General features: G+C 72.4%; 15 protein-coding genes. 8 read left to right on the forward strand and 7 right to left on the reverse strand.

Going from position 1 to position 13,147, the window contains the following annotated elements; genetic code table 11:
* Positions 1–2: 2 nt before the first annotated feature.
* Both EDF27_RS16055 and EDF27_RS16060 read left to right on the forward strand, forming a co-directional pair.
* Positions 3–872, forward strand: coding sequence for a carbohydrate kinase (locus tag EDF27_RS16055; protein WP_132049954.1), 870 nt, complete (start codon positions 3–5; stop codon positions 870–872).
* Positions 873–905: 33 nt separating this feature from the next.
* Complete coding sequence (locus tag EDF27_RS16060) at positions 906–1,553, forward strand: dihydrofolate reductase family protein (RefSeq protein ID WP_132049956.1); 648 nt, start codon at positions 906–908, stop codon at positions 1,551–1,553.
* 70 nt (positions 1,554–1,623) lie between these two features.
* On the opposite strand, the gene EDF27_RS16065 is transcribed toward EDF27_RS16060, so the two are convergent.
* From EDF27_RS16065 to EDF27_RS16075, 3 genes are all read right to left on the reverse strand, one after another.
* Positions 1,624–2,508 (reverse strand): aldo/keto reductase, encoded by an 885-nt coding sequence (locus EDF27_RS16065; RefSeq protein ID WP_132049958.1) that lies wholly within the window; start codon positions 2,506–2,508, stop codon positions 1,624–1,626.
* Positions 2,509–2,576: 68 nt separating this feature from the next.
* Positions 2,577–3,776, reverse strand: a complete 1,200-nt coding sequence (locus tag EDF27_RS16070; protein ID WP_243698392.1) for an MFS transporter — start codon at positions 3,774–3,776, stop codon at positions 2,577–2,579.
* 22 nt (positions 3,777–3,798) lie between these two features.
* Entirely contained in the window at positions 3,799–4,557 is a 759-nt protein-coding gene (locus EDF27_RS16075) for a carboxymuconolactone decarboxylase family protein (RefSeq protein WP_132049960.1), read from the reverse strand.
* A gap of 125 nt (positions 4,558–4,682) precedes the next feature.
* Between EDF27_RS16075 and EDF27_RS16080 the strand changes: the two genes are divergently transcribed.
* Positions 4,683–6,272 carry a Na+/H+ antiporter gene (locus EDF27_RS16080; RefSeq protein WP_123703722.1) on the forward strand — a complete coding sequence of 530 codons (1,590 nt, stop codon included), beginning with the start codon at positions 4,683–4,685 and terminating at the stop codon, positions 6,270–6,272.
* Between the two features lie 54 nt (positions 6,273–6,326).
* Here EDF27_RS16080 and EDF27_RS16085 read toward each other — a convergent pair whose 3' ends face one another.
* The 4 genes from EDF27_RS16085 to EDF27_RS16100 are packed head-to-tail and all read right to left on the reverse strand — an operon-like array spanning position 6,327 to position 9,222.
* Positions 6,327–7,109: an anti-sigma factor gene (locus EDF27_RS16085; RefSeq protein WP_132049962.1), complete on the reverse strand. Its 783-nt coding sequence runs from the start codon at positions 7,107–7,109 to the stop codon at positions 6,327–6,329.
* A complete protein-coding gene (locus EDF27_RS16090) occupies positions 7,106–7,657 on the reverse strand; it encodes a sigma-70 family RNA polymerase sigma factor (RefSeq protein WP_132049964.1) in 552 nt (183 codons plus the stop codon). Before EDF27_RS16090 ends, EDF27_RS16085 begins: the two co-directional genes overlap by 4 nt.
* A 45-nt stretch (positions 7,658–7,702) precedes the next feature.
* A complete protein-coding gene (locus EDF27_RS16095; protein ID WP_165931538.1) occupies positions 7,703–8,350 on the reverse strand; it encodes a class F sortase in 648 nt (215 codons plus the stop codon).
* 26 nt (positions 8,351–8,376) lie between these two features.
* Positions 8,377–9,222 (reverse strand): DUF4397 domain-containing protein, encoded by an 846-nt coding sequence (locus tag EDF27_RS16100; protein WP_132049968.1) that lies wholly within the window; start codon positions 9,220–9,222, stop codon positions 8,377–8,379.
* Between the two features lie 208 nt (positions 9,223–9,430).
* On the opposite strand from EDF27_RS16100, the gene EDF27_RS16105 reads away from it, so the two are divergent.
* The 5 genes from EDF27_RS16105 (at position 9,431) to fliN (ending at position 13,143) form a co-directional block, all read left to right on the forward strand.
* Positions 9,431–9,712 (forward strand): flagellar FlbD family protein, encoded by a 282-nt coding sequence (locus tag EDF27_RS16105; protein WP_123653345.1) that lies wholly within the window; start codon positions 9,431–9,433, stop codon positions 9,710–9,712.
* A gap of 1 nt (position 9,713) precedes the next feature.
* Positions 9,714–10,547 (forward strand): MotA/TolQ/ExbB proton channel family protein, encoded by an 834-nt coding sequence (locus EDF27_RS16110; RefSeq protein WP_123653346.1) that lies wholly within the window; start codon positions 9,714–9,716, stop codon positions 10,545–10,547.
* A gap of 2 nt (positions 10,548–10,549) precedes the next feature.
* The gene (locus tag EDF27_RS16115) at positions 10,550–11,488 is read left to right on the forward strand and encodes a flagellar motor protein MotB (protein WP_123653347.1); all 939 of its coding nucleotides are present in this window, start codon (positions 10,550–10,552) and stop codon (positions 11,486–11,488) included.
* A 69-nt stretch (positions 11,489–11,557) separates the two neighbouring features.
* Positions 11,558–12,436, forward strand: a complete 879-nt coding sequence (locus EDF27_RS16120) for a flagellar motor switch protein FliM (protein ID WP_123653348.1) — start codon at positions 11,558–11,560, stop codon at positions 12,434–12,436.
* The gene (gene fliN / locus EDF27_RS16125; RefSeq protein ID WP_123653349.1) at positions 12,433–13,143 is read left to right on the forward strand and encodes a flagellar motor switch protein FliN; all 711 of its coding nucleotides are present in this window, start codon (positions 12,433–12,435) and stop codon (positions 13,141–13,143) included. Before EDF27_RS16120 ends, fliN begins: the two co-directional genes overlap by 4 nt.
* Positions 13,144–13,147: the final 4 nt, after the last annotated feature.

A 13,147-nucleotide genomic window follows, 5' to 3' on the forward strand; every position in this document is an offset into this window, starting at 1 on the left:
ACATGAACCCCGTCGTCGTCATCGGTGAAGCACTCGTCGACGTGGTCGACCGGCCCGACGGCCGTGTCGAGCACCCGGGCGGCAGCCCGATGAACGTGGCGGTCGGGCTCGCGCGCCTCGGTGTGCCCGCCCGACTCGTGTGCGCGCTCGGCCACGACGAGCGGGGTGCGGTGATCCGCGCGCACGTCGGCGCGAGTGGCGTCGAGCTGGACGCGACCACGATCGACCGCACGTCCACCGCGGTCGCCACGATCGACGGGGACGGTGCTGCGACGTACGTGTTCGACCTGGACTGGCGACTGGATCCCGTGTCCGTCCCCGCGGGGACACCGATGGTCCACGTCGGGTCGATCGGTGCGGTGCTCGACCCGGGCGCCGCATCCGTGCTCGACGCGGTGCGGCGTCGCGCACCCGGGACCCTCGTGTCCATCGACCCCAACGTGCGGCCGTCGATCACGCCCGAGGCAGCGGCGGTGCGTCCCGCGCTCGCACCGCTGCTCGCCGAGGCGGACGTCGTGAAGCTCAGCGACGAGGACGCCGCCTGGCTCTGGCCGGACCGGGACGTCGATGCGGTGCTCGACGGACTGCTGGACTCCGGCGCGACGGTGGCCGCCGTCACACTCGGGGGGAACGGGTGTGCGCTCGCGAACGCCTCGCGCCGCATCGTCGTCCCGGCACCCCAGGTCGAGGTGGTCGACACGATCGGCGCGGGGGACTCGTTCACGGCCGGACTGCTCGACGGGGTCCTGGCTGCTGGGTCGACCTTCTCCGACGATCTCGAAGCGCTCGCTGCGCACGCGCTCGCTTGTGCTCGGGTGACGGTGTCCCGTCCCGGAGCCGATCCGCCGCGGCGGGACGAGCTGCCGGCCTGACCCGCGCTGCGCGGGTGGGCCTAGGGTGGCGGCATGTCGAAGGTCAGGGTGCACAACTTCGCGGTCTCGCTCGACGGGTACGGCACGGGGGCCGAGCAGTCGCTCGAGCGGCCGTTCGGCCACGCCGACGGTCGCCTCATGTCCTGGTTCGCGGCGACCGCGACGTTCCGCGCGATGCAGGGGGCACCGGGCGGGGACACCGGCCTCGACGACGAGTACGCGCGGGCCTGGGGTCCCGGCATCGGCGTGGAGATCATGGGCCGGAACAAGTTCGGGCCCGAACGGGGGCCGTGGACCGATGACGACTGGAAGGGCTGGTGGGGCGAGGACCCGCCGTTCCACACCCCCGTCGTGGTCCTCACCCACCACCCGCGCGAGACCCTGACGATGGCCGGCGGGACGACGTTCCAGTTCGTGGACGCGCCGCCGGCGGAAGCGCTGGCCGTTGCCCGCGCGGCCGCTCCGGGAACCGACGTCCGCATCGGCGGCGGGGTCGAGACGGTGCGGTCGTTCCTCGCCGCCGACCTGATCGACCACCTCCACGTGGTGGTGGTGCCGATCGTGCTCGGGCGTGGGGAGCGGCTGTGGGACGGGCTCGAGGGACTCGAGGACCGGTTCGACATCAGGACCGAGGCGTCACCGTCGGGCGTCGTGCACCTGACGTTCGACCGGCGGGGCTGAGCGCACCGCTGGTCTCCGGGCTCGCCGGTCTTCGGGTCGCCGGGCTTCCGGCTCGCCGGTCGTCGGGTTCTCAGTCCTCGGGGATGACCCGTTCGAAGCGTGACGTGTCGGCGCCGTCCGGGTCGGGCCCGTTGCGGCGACCGGTGTCGAGGGCGTCGACTGCGGCGAGTTCCTCGTCGGCGAGCGTGAAGTCGAACACCGCGAAGTTCTCCGCGATGCGACCCGGGTTCGTCGACTTCGGGATCGCGTTCCGACCCTGCTGGACGTGCCAGCGGAGCATCACCTGCGCCGGCGTCCTGCCGTGCGCTTCGGCGATCGCGCCGATCGTCGGGTCGTCCAGGACGCTCACCCGCTCGTCGCCGAAGCCCGGGTAGAACGTGATCCCGCCGATCGGGGACCACGCCTGGTCGAGGATGCCGTGCTCGGCGTCGGCGCGCTGGACGTCGGGCTGCGTGAAGTACGGGTGCAGCTCGACCTGGTTGAGCGCCGGGATGACGTCGGTCTGCTCGAGGAGGGAGCGGAGGTGGTGCGGCATGAAGTTGCTCACGCCGATCGCGCGGACCCGGCCGTCGGCGTACAGGCGCTCGAGTGCCCGGTACGCCTGCACCGTCCGGTCGAAGCGGTCGGGTGCGGGCTGGTGCAGGATCAGCACGTCGACCGTGTCGAAGCCGAGCTTGCGGGTCGCCTTCTCGAACGCGTGCAGGGTCTCGTCGTACCCGTAGTCGGAGACCCAGATCTTGGTCTCGACGACGATGTCGTCCCGGTCGACACCGGAGGCGCGGATGCCCTCGCCGACCTGGCGCTCGTTGCCGTACGCGGCGGCGGTGTCGATGTGGCGGTAGCCGACCTCCAGTGCGGTGCGCACCGCGTCGACCGTGTCCTCGGGGGAACTCTGGAAGACGCCGAAGCCGATCGGGGGGAGCTGGACGCCGTTGTTGAGCGTGATGTTGTCCATGTGTCTGACGCTAGGACCGCGACCGGCAGTGTGGAGGGCTCTGTCGGTACCTGTCTCCCCGGGGTGCCCTACTGCGCGTCGGCGCGCTGCCGGCCGGCGGCGGACGCGATCACGATCGTGATCGCCAGCAGCGCCGCGGGCACGAGCATCGCGACGCGCAACCCGAGGTGCTCACCGAGGAAGCCGAGTGCGGGCGGCCCGACGAGGAAGGCGATGTACCCGGCGGTGGCGACGACGGACACGCGCCGGTCGCCGTCGGTCGGGTGGTCGCCGGCCGCGGACACCGCCAGGGGGAAGCCGAGGGCGATGCCGAGCCCCCACACCACGGCGGCGCCGGCGGTCACGAACGGTGACGGGGAGACCACGACGACCAGCACCCCGACGACGCCGACCACGGCGCATGCGCGCACCACGGCGCCGCGGCCGAACCGGGTGACCAGCGGCGTCCCGGCGGAGCGGCCGATGAGCATGGCGAGCGCGAAGCCGGTGAAGACGAGGGAGCCGAGGACCTCCGGGGCGTCGTGGTCGCTCGTCATGAGGAGCGGGAGCCAGTCGCTCGCGGCACCCTCGGCGAACGCCATCGCCAGCGTGATCACCGCGATGAACACGAGCTGCATCGTGACGACCGACCTGCGGATGGTGGTCGTCGACCGCGGCGCATCGACGTCGACGGCGGGTTCCGCTCGGGGCAGCGGCCGGATGTTCGTCGCCGCGAACGCCGCGAGGCCCGCCATCACGAGCGCGGCGATCGGCAGGTGCACGATGACCGGGACGTGGGCGGCGGTCATCGCGATGCCGACGATGCCGCCCGCGACCGTCCCCAGGCTGAAGCACGCGTGCAGCACCGGGACGACCGGGCGGTCGGTGAGCCGCTCGACCGCGGCGGCCTCGACGTTCAGGCCGATCTCCGCGACCCCGGCGCCGAAGCCGACCAGGAACAGGCCGGCCCAGACACCCACGGTGACCTGCGCCGGCGCGGACAGCCCGACCAGCAGGATCCCGACCACCGGAAGGGCTGCGCCGGCCAGCACGAGTGGGCGGGTCCCGAGCCGGCGGATGAGCGCGCCGGCGCTGAGGATCCCGAGCATCGAGCCGATCGAGAGCCCGAAGAGGACGAAGCCCATCGCCTCGATCGACGCGCCGAGGTCCTCACGGACGGCCGGCGTCCGGGTGACCCAGGACGCGATGCCGAACCCGGTCATGGTCGACGTCGCGAAGAGCGCCAGACGGTGTCGTCGGGTCGAGGGCGGCGCCGCCGTGGTGTCCACGGCACCACTCTCCCACAGCGGGTCACGCTGCCGGGGGAGCGACCTCGTCGACGGCGGCCAGGCCGTTCAGTGTGCGGGGGTACCCGACGAAGGGCACCAGCACGGTGAGGACGTCGAGCAGATCGGCCCGGGTGTTCCCGACGTGCAGGTTCGCCGCGACGTGGCCCTTGACCTGGTTGTCGGCGCCGCCGAGCCCGACGAGCATCGCGAACGTCAGGAGTTCACGCGTCCGCACGTCGAGTCCGGTGCGTGTGTAGTGGTCGCCGAAGCAGTTCGCCGACAGGAACCGCTGGAAGTGCACGGCGTCCGCCGGGGCGTTCGCGTACATCGCGTCGACGCGGTCGCCCACGATCGCGGTCTGCTCGGCCCTGCCGACCTCGAACCGGGTCTCGGGCGTGGTGGTCGACTGGCCGGGCAGCGGCAGCTCGACGCCACGGGCGGTGAGGACCTCGTTCGTGATGTGCAGGAAGTCCACGACCCGGGCGATGCCGACGTACGCGACCGCCTGGTACACGACCTCCTTCACCTCGACCGGGGTCACCTCGTTGTCCAGTGCGGCCCCGAGCAGCACCCGGAACTCGTGCTGCGCGCCGACGGCGATCACGGCACCGAGTTGGACGACGAGCCGGTGGTGGCGGCTGATCGATGCCGCACGGAGCGTCTCGTCGAACGCGAAGTCGTCGAAGGAGACCACGAACTCGGGGTCGGTCTCGGCGAGCGTGGAGCGGTGGGCGGGGAACAGGGTGTCGTGCTCGCGTCGTGCGGCGTCGTTCGCTGGCATGTCCGCCACGCTACGAGTGCCCGGCCCCGCGAGGGGTGCTCTGCCGGTACACGGAACGGCCGGGCACAGCTCGATCGACGCGGCGCCGCCCGCGCACAGGCACCGCCTGCCAGGCTCTGAGGTCCATGGAACTCATCGCACCCGAACTCGTCGTCGTGCTCGCCACGGCGATCGCGGTCGCAACGGCCGTCTCCGGGCGGCTGCGCATCGCTCCGCCCGTCCTGCTCCTGGCCTTCGGCGCCGGCATCGCCTTCATCCCCGTGTTCACGAAGGTCGAACTCCCCGCCGACGCGGTGCTGCTCCTGTTCCTGCCCGCGCTGCTCTACTGGGAGAGCCTGACCATCTCGCTCCGGGAGATCCGCGCGAACTTCCGCGGGATCCTGCTCATGGGCACCCTGCTCGTCGTGCTGACGGCCGGCGGGGTCGCGACGCTCCTGCACCTGCTCGGGATGCCGTGGGGTCCGGCGTGGGTGCTCGGTGCGGCCGTCGCGCCGACCGACGCCACGGCGGTCGGTGCGCTGACACGGTCCCTGCCGCGGCGGAACACGACGGTGCTCCGCGCCGAGAGCCTCGTGAACGACGGCACGACCCTCGTCATCTACGGCATCGCGGTGGCGGTGACCGCGGGGGAGCAGACGCTCACCGTGTGGAACGTCTCCGGCATGCTGCTGCTGTCCTACGTCGGCGGCATCGCGGCAGGGCTGCTCGTGTCGTGGCTCGGGATGCTCGTGCTCCGACGCGTGGACGCGGTGCTGCTGGAGAACCTGCTGACGCTCCTGGTGCCGTTCGTGGCGTTCCTCGCTGCCGAGGCGATCGGGGCCTCCGGCGTGCTGGCCGTCGTCGTGGCGGGGCTCGTCGTGAGTCAGGTCGCCCCGAAGCTCGACCGCGCCGAGACCCGGCAGCAGGTCCGGTCGTTCTGGTCCTTCGCGACGTTCCTGCTCAACGGCGCGCTGTTCGTGCTCGTCGGGATCGAGGCGACGATCTCGGTGCGGGCGCTCGAAGGGCACGAACTGCTCGTCGGCCTCGGCATGATCGGGCTCGTCTCACTGGCCGTCGTGGTGCTCCGATTCGCCTTCCTCAACCTGTCGTGGGGCGCGGTCCGGCTCGTCACCCTGCGGACCGGAGGCTCACCGCGCGAAGGTCACCGCGACCGCGTGGTGAGCGGCTTCACCGGGTTCCGCGGCGCGGTGTCGCTCGCGGCGGCGGTCGCTGTGCCGCGGATGGTGGAGAGCGGCGCTGCGTTCCCGGACCGGGACCTCATCGTCTTCGTCGTCGCTGGCGTGGTCGTCGTGACGATCGTGGGACAGTCGCTCGTCCTCCCCGCGGTGGTGCGCTGGGCGGACTTCGGCGGCAGCCACGAGGTGGTCGAGGAGCGTCGGCTCGCGGAACGTCGGGCCATCGAGGAGGCGCTCGAGGCGCTCCCGAAGCTCGCCAAGCGCTCCGGTGTCGACGACGAGGTCGTGCAGCGCATCCGTGACGACTACGAGGGGCACCTGGCGCTCGTGCGGGCCGAGCAGAGCGACGACGACGAGCACCCGCTCCTGCAGCAGCGCGGCGCCGCGGTCGAACTGGAGCTCGCGCTCGTGCGGCTCAAGGCGTCGACGGTGCTCCGGATGCGGGACGACGGCGACATCGACGACCTCGTGCTCCGCCAGGTCCGTGCCGAGTACGACGCCGAGGAGACCCGCCTGCTGCGCCAGGGCGAGCGCGACTGACGCAGCACCGGCCCCGGCAGCGGCACCGGCGGCAACGCCGCGCCGCGCCGCGGCTCAGCGGCCGGCGCGCAGCGTCCCGCGGACGACGGAGTCGCCCGAGTGCGCGGGGTCCCCGTCGTCGGGCTCGGCGGACACGTCGACCACCGGGTAGCGCGACGGGTCGACGCCCGTCGGTACCGTGAACCGACCCCGGTCGCCGTCGAGGAACCCGACACTGACCAGGCCCGACAGGTCGCCGCGCATCATCCAGACCTCGCGGAGCGGTGCGTCCCCCTCCGCCGCGCGCGGGTCGACGTCGATCACGAGCGTGAGCTGCCCGTCGCTCCCGCGCTCCAACGCCGCGCTGCCCTTCGCGCCGGTCCACCCGGGGAGCGGCGCGAGCGCGGTGCGGGAGACCACGGCGGCGTCGGTGGTGGGCTGGTCGGGGCGGCTGCCGAAGGCGAACGCCCCGATGCCGAGTCCGAGCACGAGCCCGACGACCCCCGTCGCCGCGGTGACGAGCAGGACGGTGCGGCGACGGAACCGCGCGACACGGCGGCGCGGCGCGACGTCGGGCACGGCCGCACCAGGGGCGGGGTGCGCGACAGCGGCGGCAGGCGCAGCAGCAGCGGGCTGCTCCTCGAAACCGAGCTCGGTCGCGATGCGATCCCACACCCGGGGCGATGGCGGCTCGAGGTCGACCCCGTGCGAGGACTTCGCGAGCGTCACCACCCGCCGGAGGTCGGTCAGCTCGCCACGGCACTCGGCACACCCGGACAGGTGCTCCGCTTCCGCCCCGGAGGGCCCGACGTCGCCGATGGCGAGCAGCGCGAGGGTCTCCTCGTCGATGTGCGTCATTCGATCACCTCCAACCTCGTTCGGAGCCGAGCCAGTCCGCGACGGATGTGACTCTTGACGGTGCCGAGCGGCAGCCCGAGCCGTTCGGCGATCTCACGGTGGCTGAGTTCCTCGTAGAACGCCAGTCGCAGCACCGTCCGGGGGACCTCGTCGAGCCGGTCGAGCTCCCCGGCGACGAGCATCCGTTCGGCCAGTCCGTCGGTGTCGTCGGTCGTTTCGGGGGTCGTCGCCTCCGAGTCGGCGACGGCGTGGGCGAGCCGTGCACTGCGGGCACGGTCGGCGTGGGCGTCGGCGATGCAGTTCCGGGTGATCCCGACGAGCCACGCGCCGAGCGGTGCGCGTTCCGGATGGTAGGTGTCGCGATGCCGCCAGGCCCGGACGAAGACCTGCTGGGTGACGTCCTCGGCCGCTGCGACGTCCCCGAGGGACCGCAGGGCCAGGGTGTGCACGAGGGCCGACCACCGTTTGTAGACCGCCCGGAGGACGCGCTCGTCACCGCTGCCGAACGCGTCGGCGAGGTCGCTGTCGTCGGGTGTGGTGGTGGTCACGTCGTCGTGATGCCTTCCGGGGGCCACGGGGCTCCTGTCGCGATGCTAGTTCGTCGGCGTCGCGGTGACCACGAGGTTGCTCAGGTAGTGGTGCGTCGTCGTGTCGAAGTCGCCGCCGCAGGTGACGAGCACGAGCCGTCGTGTCCCGTCCCGGTCGAAGATGCTCGGCCATGGCACGCCGGTCTTCCGGAGCAGGGAGACCGTCGTGACGGCGTAGTGCGTGGTCGTGCCGGCGGCGTCGGTGAGGGTGATCGGCGTCCCGGCGGGGACGTCGACGAGGTGGGCGAACGGGCCGATCCCGTACCCGACCGCGTCGACGTGCGCGGCGATGACGGTGGACCCCGTGCCCGAGGCGGGGCCGGCGCCGTACCGGTACCACCCGGCGACGGCGGGGTCCGGCGGCAGGGCCATCGCGCCGGTCGCGTCGACGCCCTCCGGTCGGACCGGTTGGTCGATGCCGACCCGGTCGACGGTGATCCGCACCGGGGCGGCGACGGTGGGGACGTCGTCGGGGAGCGCGGCGTCGTGGCGGGGGACCGCTGATGAGAAGGCGGACGGCGCCGCCGACGAGGAGGCGGACGGCGCCGCCGACGGGACGACGGTCGGGAGCGGGTGCTCGCCGGGGACCCGATCCGCCGACGAGCACCCGGTGAGGCAGGCCAGGACGACGGTGGCGGCAAGGGGGATCGCCACCGCCGTCCCGACCCTCGTGCGCACGGTCAGGGCCGTGCGTTCCGTGCGGCGACGGTCGCGCGTCGTCGCAGGACCACGAGCACCAGCCCGGCGAGGAGGACGGCTGCGCCGCCGATCGCGAGCGGGGTGGTGTCGGAGCGGTTCGTCGCGACGAGTCCGGCGTTCCCGGCCGGCACGCCGTTCGGGTCACCGCCGAGTCCGGTCACGGTCTGGGTGGCGAGCGCCAGGTTCTTGTCGTCGAGGCTGCCCCAGGCGTACACGATGGTGTCGGCGCCGGCCTGTACGGCGACGTCCGCCGGGCCGATCACGGGAGCGGTCGTGCCGGTCGCGGCCACCGTGGCCGAGACGGTCCCGGCCGCCAGGACCAGTGCCTTCTCGTCCGGGTTGGCCAGGTTCGACACGACGGCCTTCCCGCCGGCCAGCACGTCGACCGCGGGTGCTGCGGCGACGTGCCGGACGACGAGCCGACCCTGTCCCGCGGGGACCGCGGAGGTGTCGTTGGTGAAGACGGTGGCGGTCGGGTCACCGTCGGCCTTCAGGTGGGCGACGGCGGTGTAGTTCCCGCCGGCGGTGAAGGAGACGTCGGCCGGGCCGATGATCGGCTTGGAGTCGTCGGTGGCGTCACTCGCGGTGATCGCCAGGGTGTGGGCACCCGCGGGGACCATCATCGGGCCGGCCATGGTGCCCGGCGTGAAGTCGTCGAGTGCGCGGGCGCCGTCGAGGTACACGTCGACGGTGGTGCCGGGGACGGCGTGCAGGACGGAGAGCGTGGCGTCGCCGGCAGCCGCCGTCGCGGCGGTCGCGGGGACCACGAGCGCGAGCGCCGTGAGCAGTGCACCGGCGCCGATGCCGGTGACGAGGTTCTTCCGCATGGTGTTCCTCCTGGATCGGGTGGAGACGTCGTCATCGACGCTCACCTCCACTACCGGCCGGGGACCCCGCCTGGATGCACCCGTGCACACGAACGCGCTTACGGCCACCGGGCTCCGGCCGATAGAGCGCACTGACCACCCACGGACGGGTGGTCGGACACCCTGCCCCACGGACGGCGGCGGGGACGAAGAACACCAAGGACGGGCCATGATCGTCGTCACACGACTCAACGGCAGCGGATTCGCTGTCAACCCCGATCTCGTGGAGCGCATCCAGGAGACGCCGGACACGACGCTCATCATGGTCGACGGCGCGAAGTACATCGTCCGCGAGTCGATGGCCGAGGTCATCGAGCGGATCGCCGCGTACCGCGCCCGCATCGTCACGATGGCCTACGGCGCCGAGCCCCGCACCGTGACCGGCACGACCGGCCCCCAGCCGACGCTCGCCCCGGTCGCCCCGATCCGTGCGCAGGACGGGGGTCGCTGAGATGGACATCGCGACGATCGTCGGCATCCTCCTGGCCTTCGGTGCCCTCTTCGGCATGGTCGAGATGGAGCACGTGGAGATCTCCGGGCTGTTCCTCCCGGCGCCGATGTTGCTCGTGTTCGGCGCCACCATCGGCTGCGGCATCGCGAGCACCACGCTGAAGGACGCCATCGCGAGCTTCAAGGCCGTGCCGAAGGCGTTCACCGGCAAGGTCACCCCGCCGGCGTCGGTCATCGACGACGTCGTGGGCCTGGCCGAGACCGCCCGCGCGAACGGGCTCCTCGCGCTCGAGCAGGAGGCCGACAAGCACGACGACCCGTTCATGAAGAAGGCGCTGCAGAACATCGCGGACGGCACCGACGGCGACGAGCTCCGGATCCTGCTCGAGGACGAGATCGAGTCCAACGCCGCCCCGGTCCGGAGCGCGAGCGCGTTCTTCATGGGCCTCGGCGGGTTCGCACCGACCGTCGGCATCATCGGCACCGTCGTGTCGCTGACCCACGTGCTCGCGAACCTCGGCAAGCCGGACGAGCTCGGTCCCCTCATCGCGAGCGCCTTCGTCGCGACGCTCTGGGGTCTCCTCACCGCGAACTTCCTCTGGCTGCCGATCGGCGGCAAGCTCCGCAAGCTCGCGCAGCTGGAGTCCGACCGCCAAACGCTCCTGATGGAGGGGCTCCTCGCAGTCCAGGCCGGCAGCCAGCCCCGCCTGCTCGGTGAGCGGCTCAAGGCGATGGTCCCGCCGGCGGCGCGCAACGACCCGGCGGCGGCCAAGGGCAAGGGCGGCAAGGGCGGGAAGAACGCCGACGACGCCGACGACCAGCAGCTGGCGGCCTGAGCATGAGCGCGAACCCCCGCGGGCACGGACGCGGTCGAGGTGGCCGGAAGAAGGGCGGCCACGACGAGGCCGAGCACCCCGACGAGCGCTGGATGGCGTCCTACATGGACATGATCACGGTGCTGATGTGCATGTTCCTCGTGCTCTTCGCGATGTCCACCGTCGACCAGCAGAAGTACATCGCGCTGAAGACGTCCCTCGCCACCGGGTTCGGTGAGGTAGAGACGAAGAAGGTCGACACCGCCAGCGGCACCGTCGTGAAGAAGAACGAGGTCACGGACGGCAAGGGCTACTCCGTCGACGACGCGAAGGCGGACCACTCCACGGCCGCGTCCGGAGCGGAGGACACCAACGCCGATCCCGCGTCGACGGTGGTGCCGGCGACGGCGACCAAGCAGGACGTCGCCGCAGCGGAGAAGGAGCTCGACGACCTGAAGGCGATCCAGGAGGCGATCACCGGGAACCTGGACGAGATCGGGCAGACCTCGAACGTGCAGTTCACGGTCGACGCCCGCGGGCTCATCGTCCGGCTCGTCGGCAGCGAGACGTACTTCGGCACGAACAGCGCGGACCTCTCCGACCAGGCGAAGCGGATCATGGACGCGATCGCCCCGGTGCTGAAGACCGCGCACCACGACGTCAGCGTCGAGGGGCACGCGGACCAGCGGAACTCGACCGCGCCGTACGCCACGAACTGGGAGCTCAGTGCGGCCCGCGCGACCGGGGTGCTCCGCGACCTGGTCGAGCGGGGCGGGATGCCGGGGGAGCACATCCAGAGCGTCGGCTTCGGGTCGAGCCGGCCGCTCGCGAAGGGCGGCACCGACGCGGACCTCGCACTGAACCGCCGGGTCGACATCGTGGTGCTCTCGAACCAGGACCAGGACGTCAGCAAGCTGATGCCGGCACTGGCCGCCGCGCAGGACGGAGCAGCGACGGGCTAGGGAACACGACCGCCCCAGAACGGGGTACAGCACTGACGGGTGGCACTCAGCGAACCGATAGACCCACCCGTGACCGAGACCCTGCCAGCGCCCGAGGTGTACGACTTCGCGCGCCCGTCGACGCTCGCCCGCGAGCACGCCCGGGTGCTCGAGCTCGCCTTCGAGACGTTCGCCCGGCAGTGGGGCACGCAGCTGACCGCGAAGGTCCGCGTCGTCAGCCAGGTCACCTGCGAGCAGGTGCAGATGATGACGTACGACGAGTACGCCGCGTCGCTGCCCGCGCTCACCGGCATGGCACTCCTGCCGATCGCCGACACGACCCCGAAGGGCGTGCTGCAGGTCCCGCTCGACGCCGCCCTGACCTGGGTGTCGCACGCGCTCGGCGCCTCGAAGCCGCTGCCGACCCCGGAGCGCACCTTCACGCCCATCGAGCAGGCCCTGGTCCGGAAGATCGTCGAGGACGCCCTCGACGACCTCCGCTACTCGTTCGGCGGGCTCCTCGCCCACGACGTCACGGTCGGCGGGTTCCAGTACAACAGCCAGTTCGCCCAGGCCGCCCAGAAGGGCGACCTGATGATCGTCGCGTCGTTCAGCATCCGCGTCGGGGACCGGATCGCCCCCGGCACGCTCGCGCTCCCGGCGGAAGCGATCCTCCCGCAGCTCGGTGAGGCCGCCGCGTCGGTGTCCGCCGCCGACGCCCGCGCGCTCCTCGACGCGCAGCTCGCCGGTGTCCCGGTCGGCGTCTCGCTGCGCCTCGCCCCCGCGACGGTTCTGCCGTCGCAGGTCCTGCGCCTCGCCGTCGGCGACGTGCTGCCGCTGCCGCACCCGCAGCACCGCCCCCTCACCATCACGGTCGACGGCGAGCCCGTCGGCACCGCCGCCGTCGGCGCGAACGGGTCGCGCCTCGCCGGGATCGTCGTCACCACCACATCGGAGCCCCTCGCATGACCGCCACCACCACCCTCCACTCCGGTGCCGCCGAGGCACTCGTCGCGCAGCTCCCGACGGCGGCTCCCCTCCGCGCGCTGACCATGCCGGGAGGCTCGACCCCCGCCGTCCTGGAGGCTGCGGTCGACGGTGTGGTCGCGTCCTTCGTCGGTGGCCTCTCCGCGGACGTCGCGGTGGTCCTGACGGACCTCGACGCGATCGCCGCGGCCGGTGGCACCGACCACGGTCTGGTCGCCGTCACCGACGTGCTCCGCCCGTCGCTCGAGGCCGCCGCGTCGGTCCTCGGCGTCGGGGTCCTCGGCGAGGCACGCCGCGAGTCCGCCGCGTCGCTGTTCGCCGACCCGGAGACGGTCGTCTTCGAGCTCACCGCCGGTGGCCTGCCCGGTGGCTGGTTCGCCATCCGGATCCGGGAGAACGGCACCATCGGCACGCCCGCGGCGCCGGCGGCGTCGATCCCGACCGGGAACCTCGGCCGGATCAACAACGTCGAGATGACCCTGACGGTGGAGATCGGCCGCACCCGGATGTCCGTCCGCGACGTCCTCGGCATGGAGCCGGGCGCCGTCGTCGAACTCGACCGGTCGGCCGGCGCGCCCGCCGACGTCCTGCTCAACGGCCGGCTCATCGCGCACGGCGAGGTCGTCGTCGTGGACCAGGACTACGCCGTCCGCATCACCAAGATCCTCGACGTCGCCGAGACGGTCTGATCCG

Origin of the sequence: Curtobacterium sp. PhB136, from assembly GCF_004346855.1 — a bacterium.
Lineage (GTDB): Bacteria > Actinomycetota > Actinomycetes > Actinomycetales > Microbacteriaceae > Curtobacterium.

What these genes read in the sequence shown, in the direction of transcription:
- EDF27_RS16110 (WP_123653346.1), top strand. Translation starts at nt 9,714, where the DNA reads ATGGACATCGCGACGATCGTCGGCATCCTCCTGGCCTTCGGTGCCCTC.
- EDF27_RS16100 (WP_132049968.1), bottom strand. Translation starts at nt 9,222, where the DNA reads ATGCGGAAGAACCTCGTCACCGGCATCGGCGCCGGTGCACTGCTCACG.
- EDF27_RS16085 (WP_132049962.1), bottom strand. Translation starts at nt 7,109, where the DNA reads ATGACGCACATCGACGAGGAGACCCTCGCGCTGCTCGCCATCGGCGAC.
- EDF27_RS16115 (WP_123653347.1), top strand. Translation starts at nt 10,550, where the DNA reads ATGAGCGCGAACCCCCGCGGGCACGGACGCGGTCGAGGTGGCCGGAAG.
- EDF27_RS16055 (WP_132049954.1), top strand. Translation starts at nt 3, where the DNA reads ATGAACCCCGTCGTCGTCATCGGTGAAGCACTCGTCGACGTGGTCGAC.
- EDF27_RS16065 (WP_132049958.1), bottom strand. Translation starts at nt 2,508, where the DNA reads ATGGACAACATCACGCTCAACAACGGCGTCCAGCTCCCCCCGATCGGC.
- EDF27_RS16105 (WP_123653345.1), top strand. Translation starts at nt 9,431, where the DNA reads ATGATCGTCGTCACACGACTCAACGGCAGCGGATTCGCTGTCAACCCC.
- EDF27_RS16080 (WP_123703722.1), top strand. Translation starts at nt 4,683, where the DNA reads ATGGAACTCATCGCACCCGAACTCGTCGTCGTGCTCGCCACGGCGATC.
- EDF27_RS16075 (WP_132049960.1), bottom strand. Translation starts at nt 4,557, where the DNA reads ATGCCAGCGAACGACGCCGCACGACGCGAGCACGACACCCTGTTCCCC.
- fliN (WP_123653349.1), top strand. Translation starts at nt 12,433, where the DNA reads ATGACCGCCACCACCACCCTCCACTCCGGTGCCGCCGAGGCACTCGTC.
- EDF27_RS16060 (WP_132049956.1), top strand. Translation starts at nt 906, where the DNA reads ATGTCGAAGGTCAGGGTGCACAACTTCGCGGTCTCGCTCGACGGGTAC.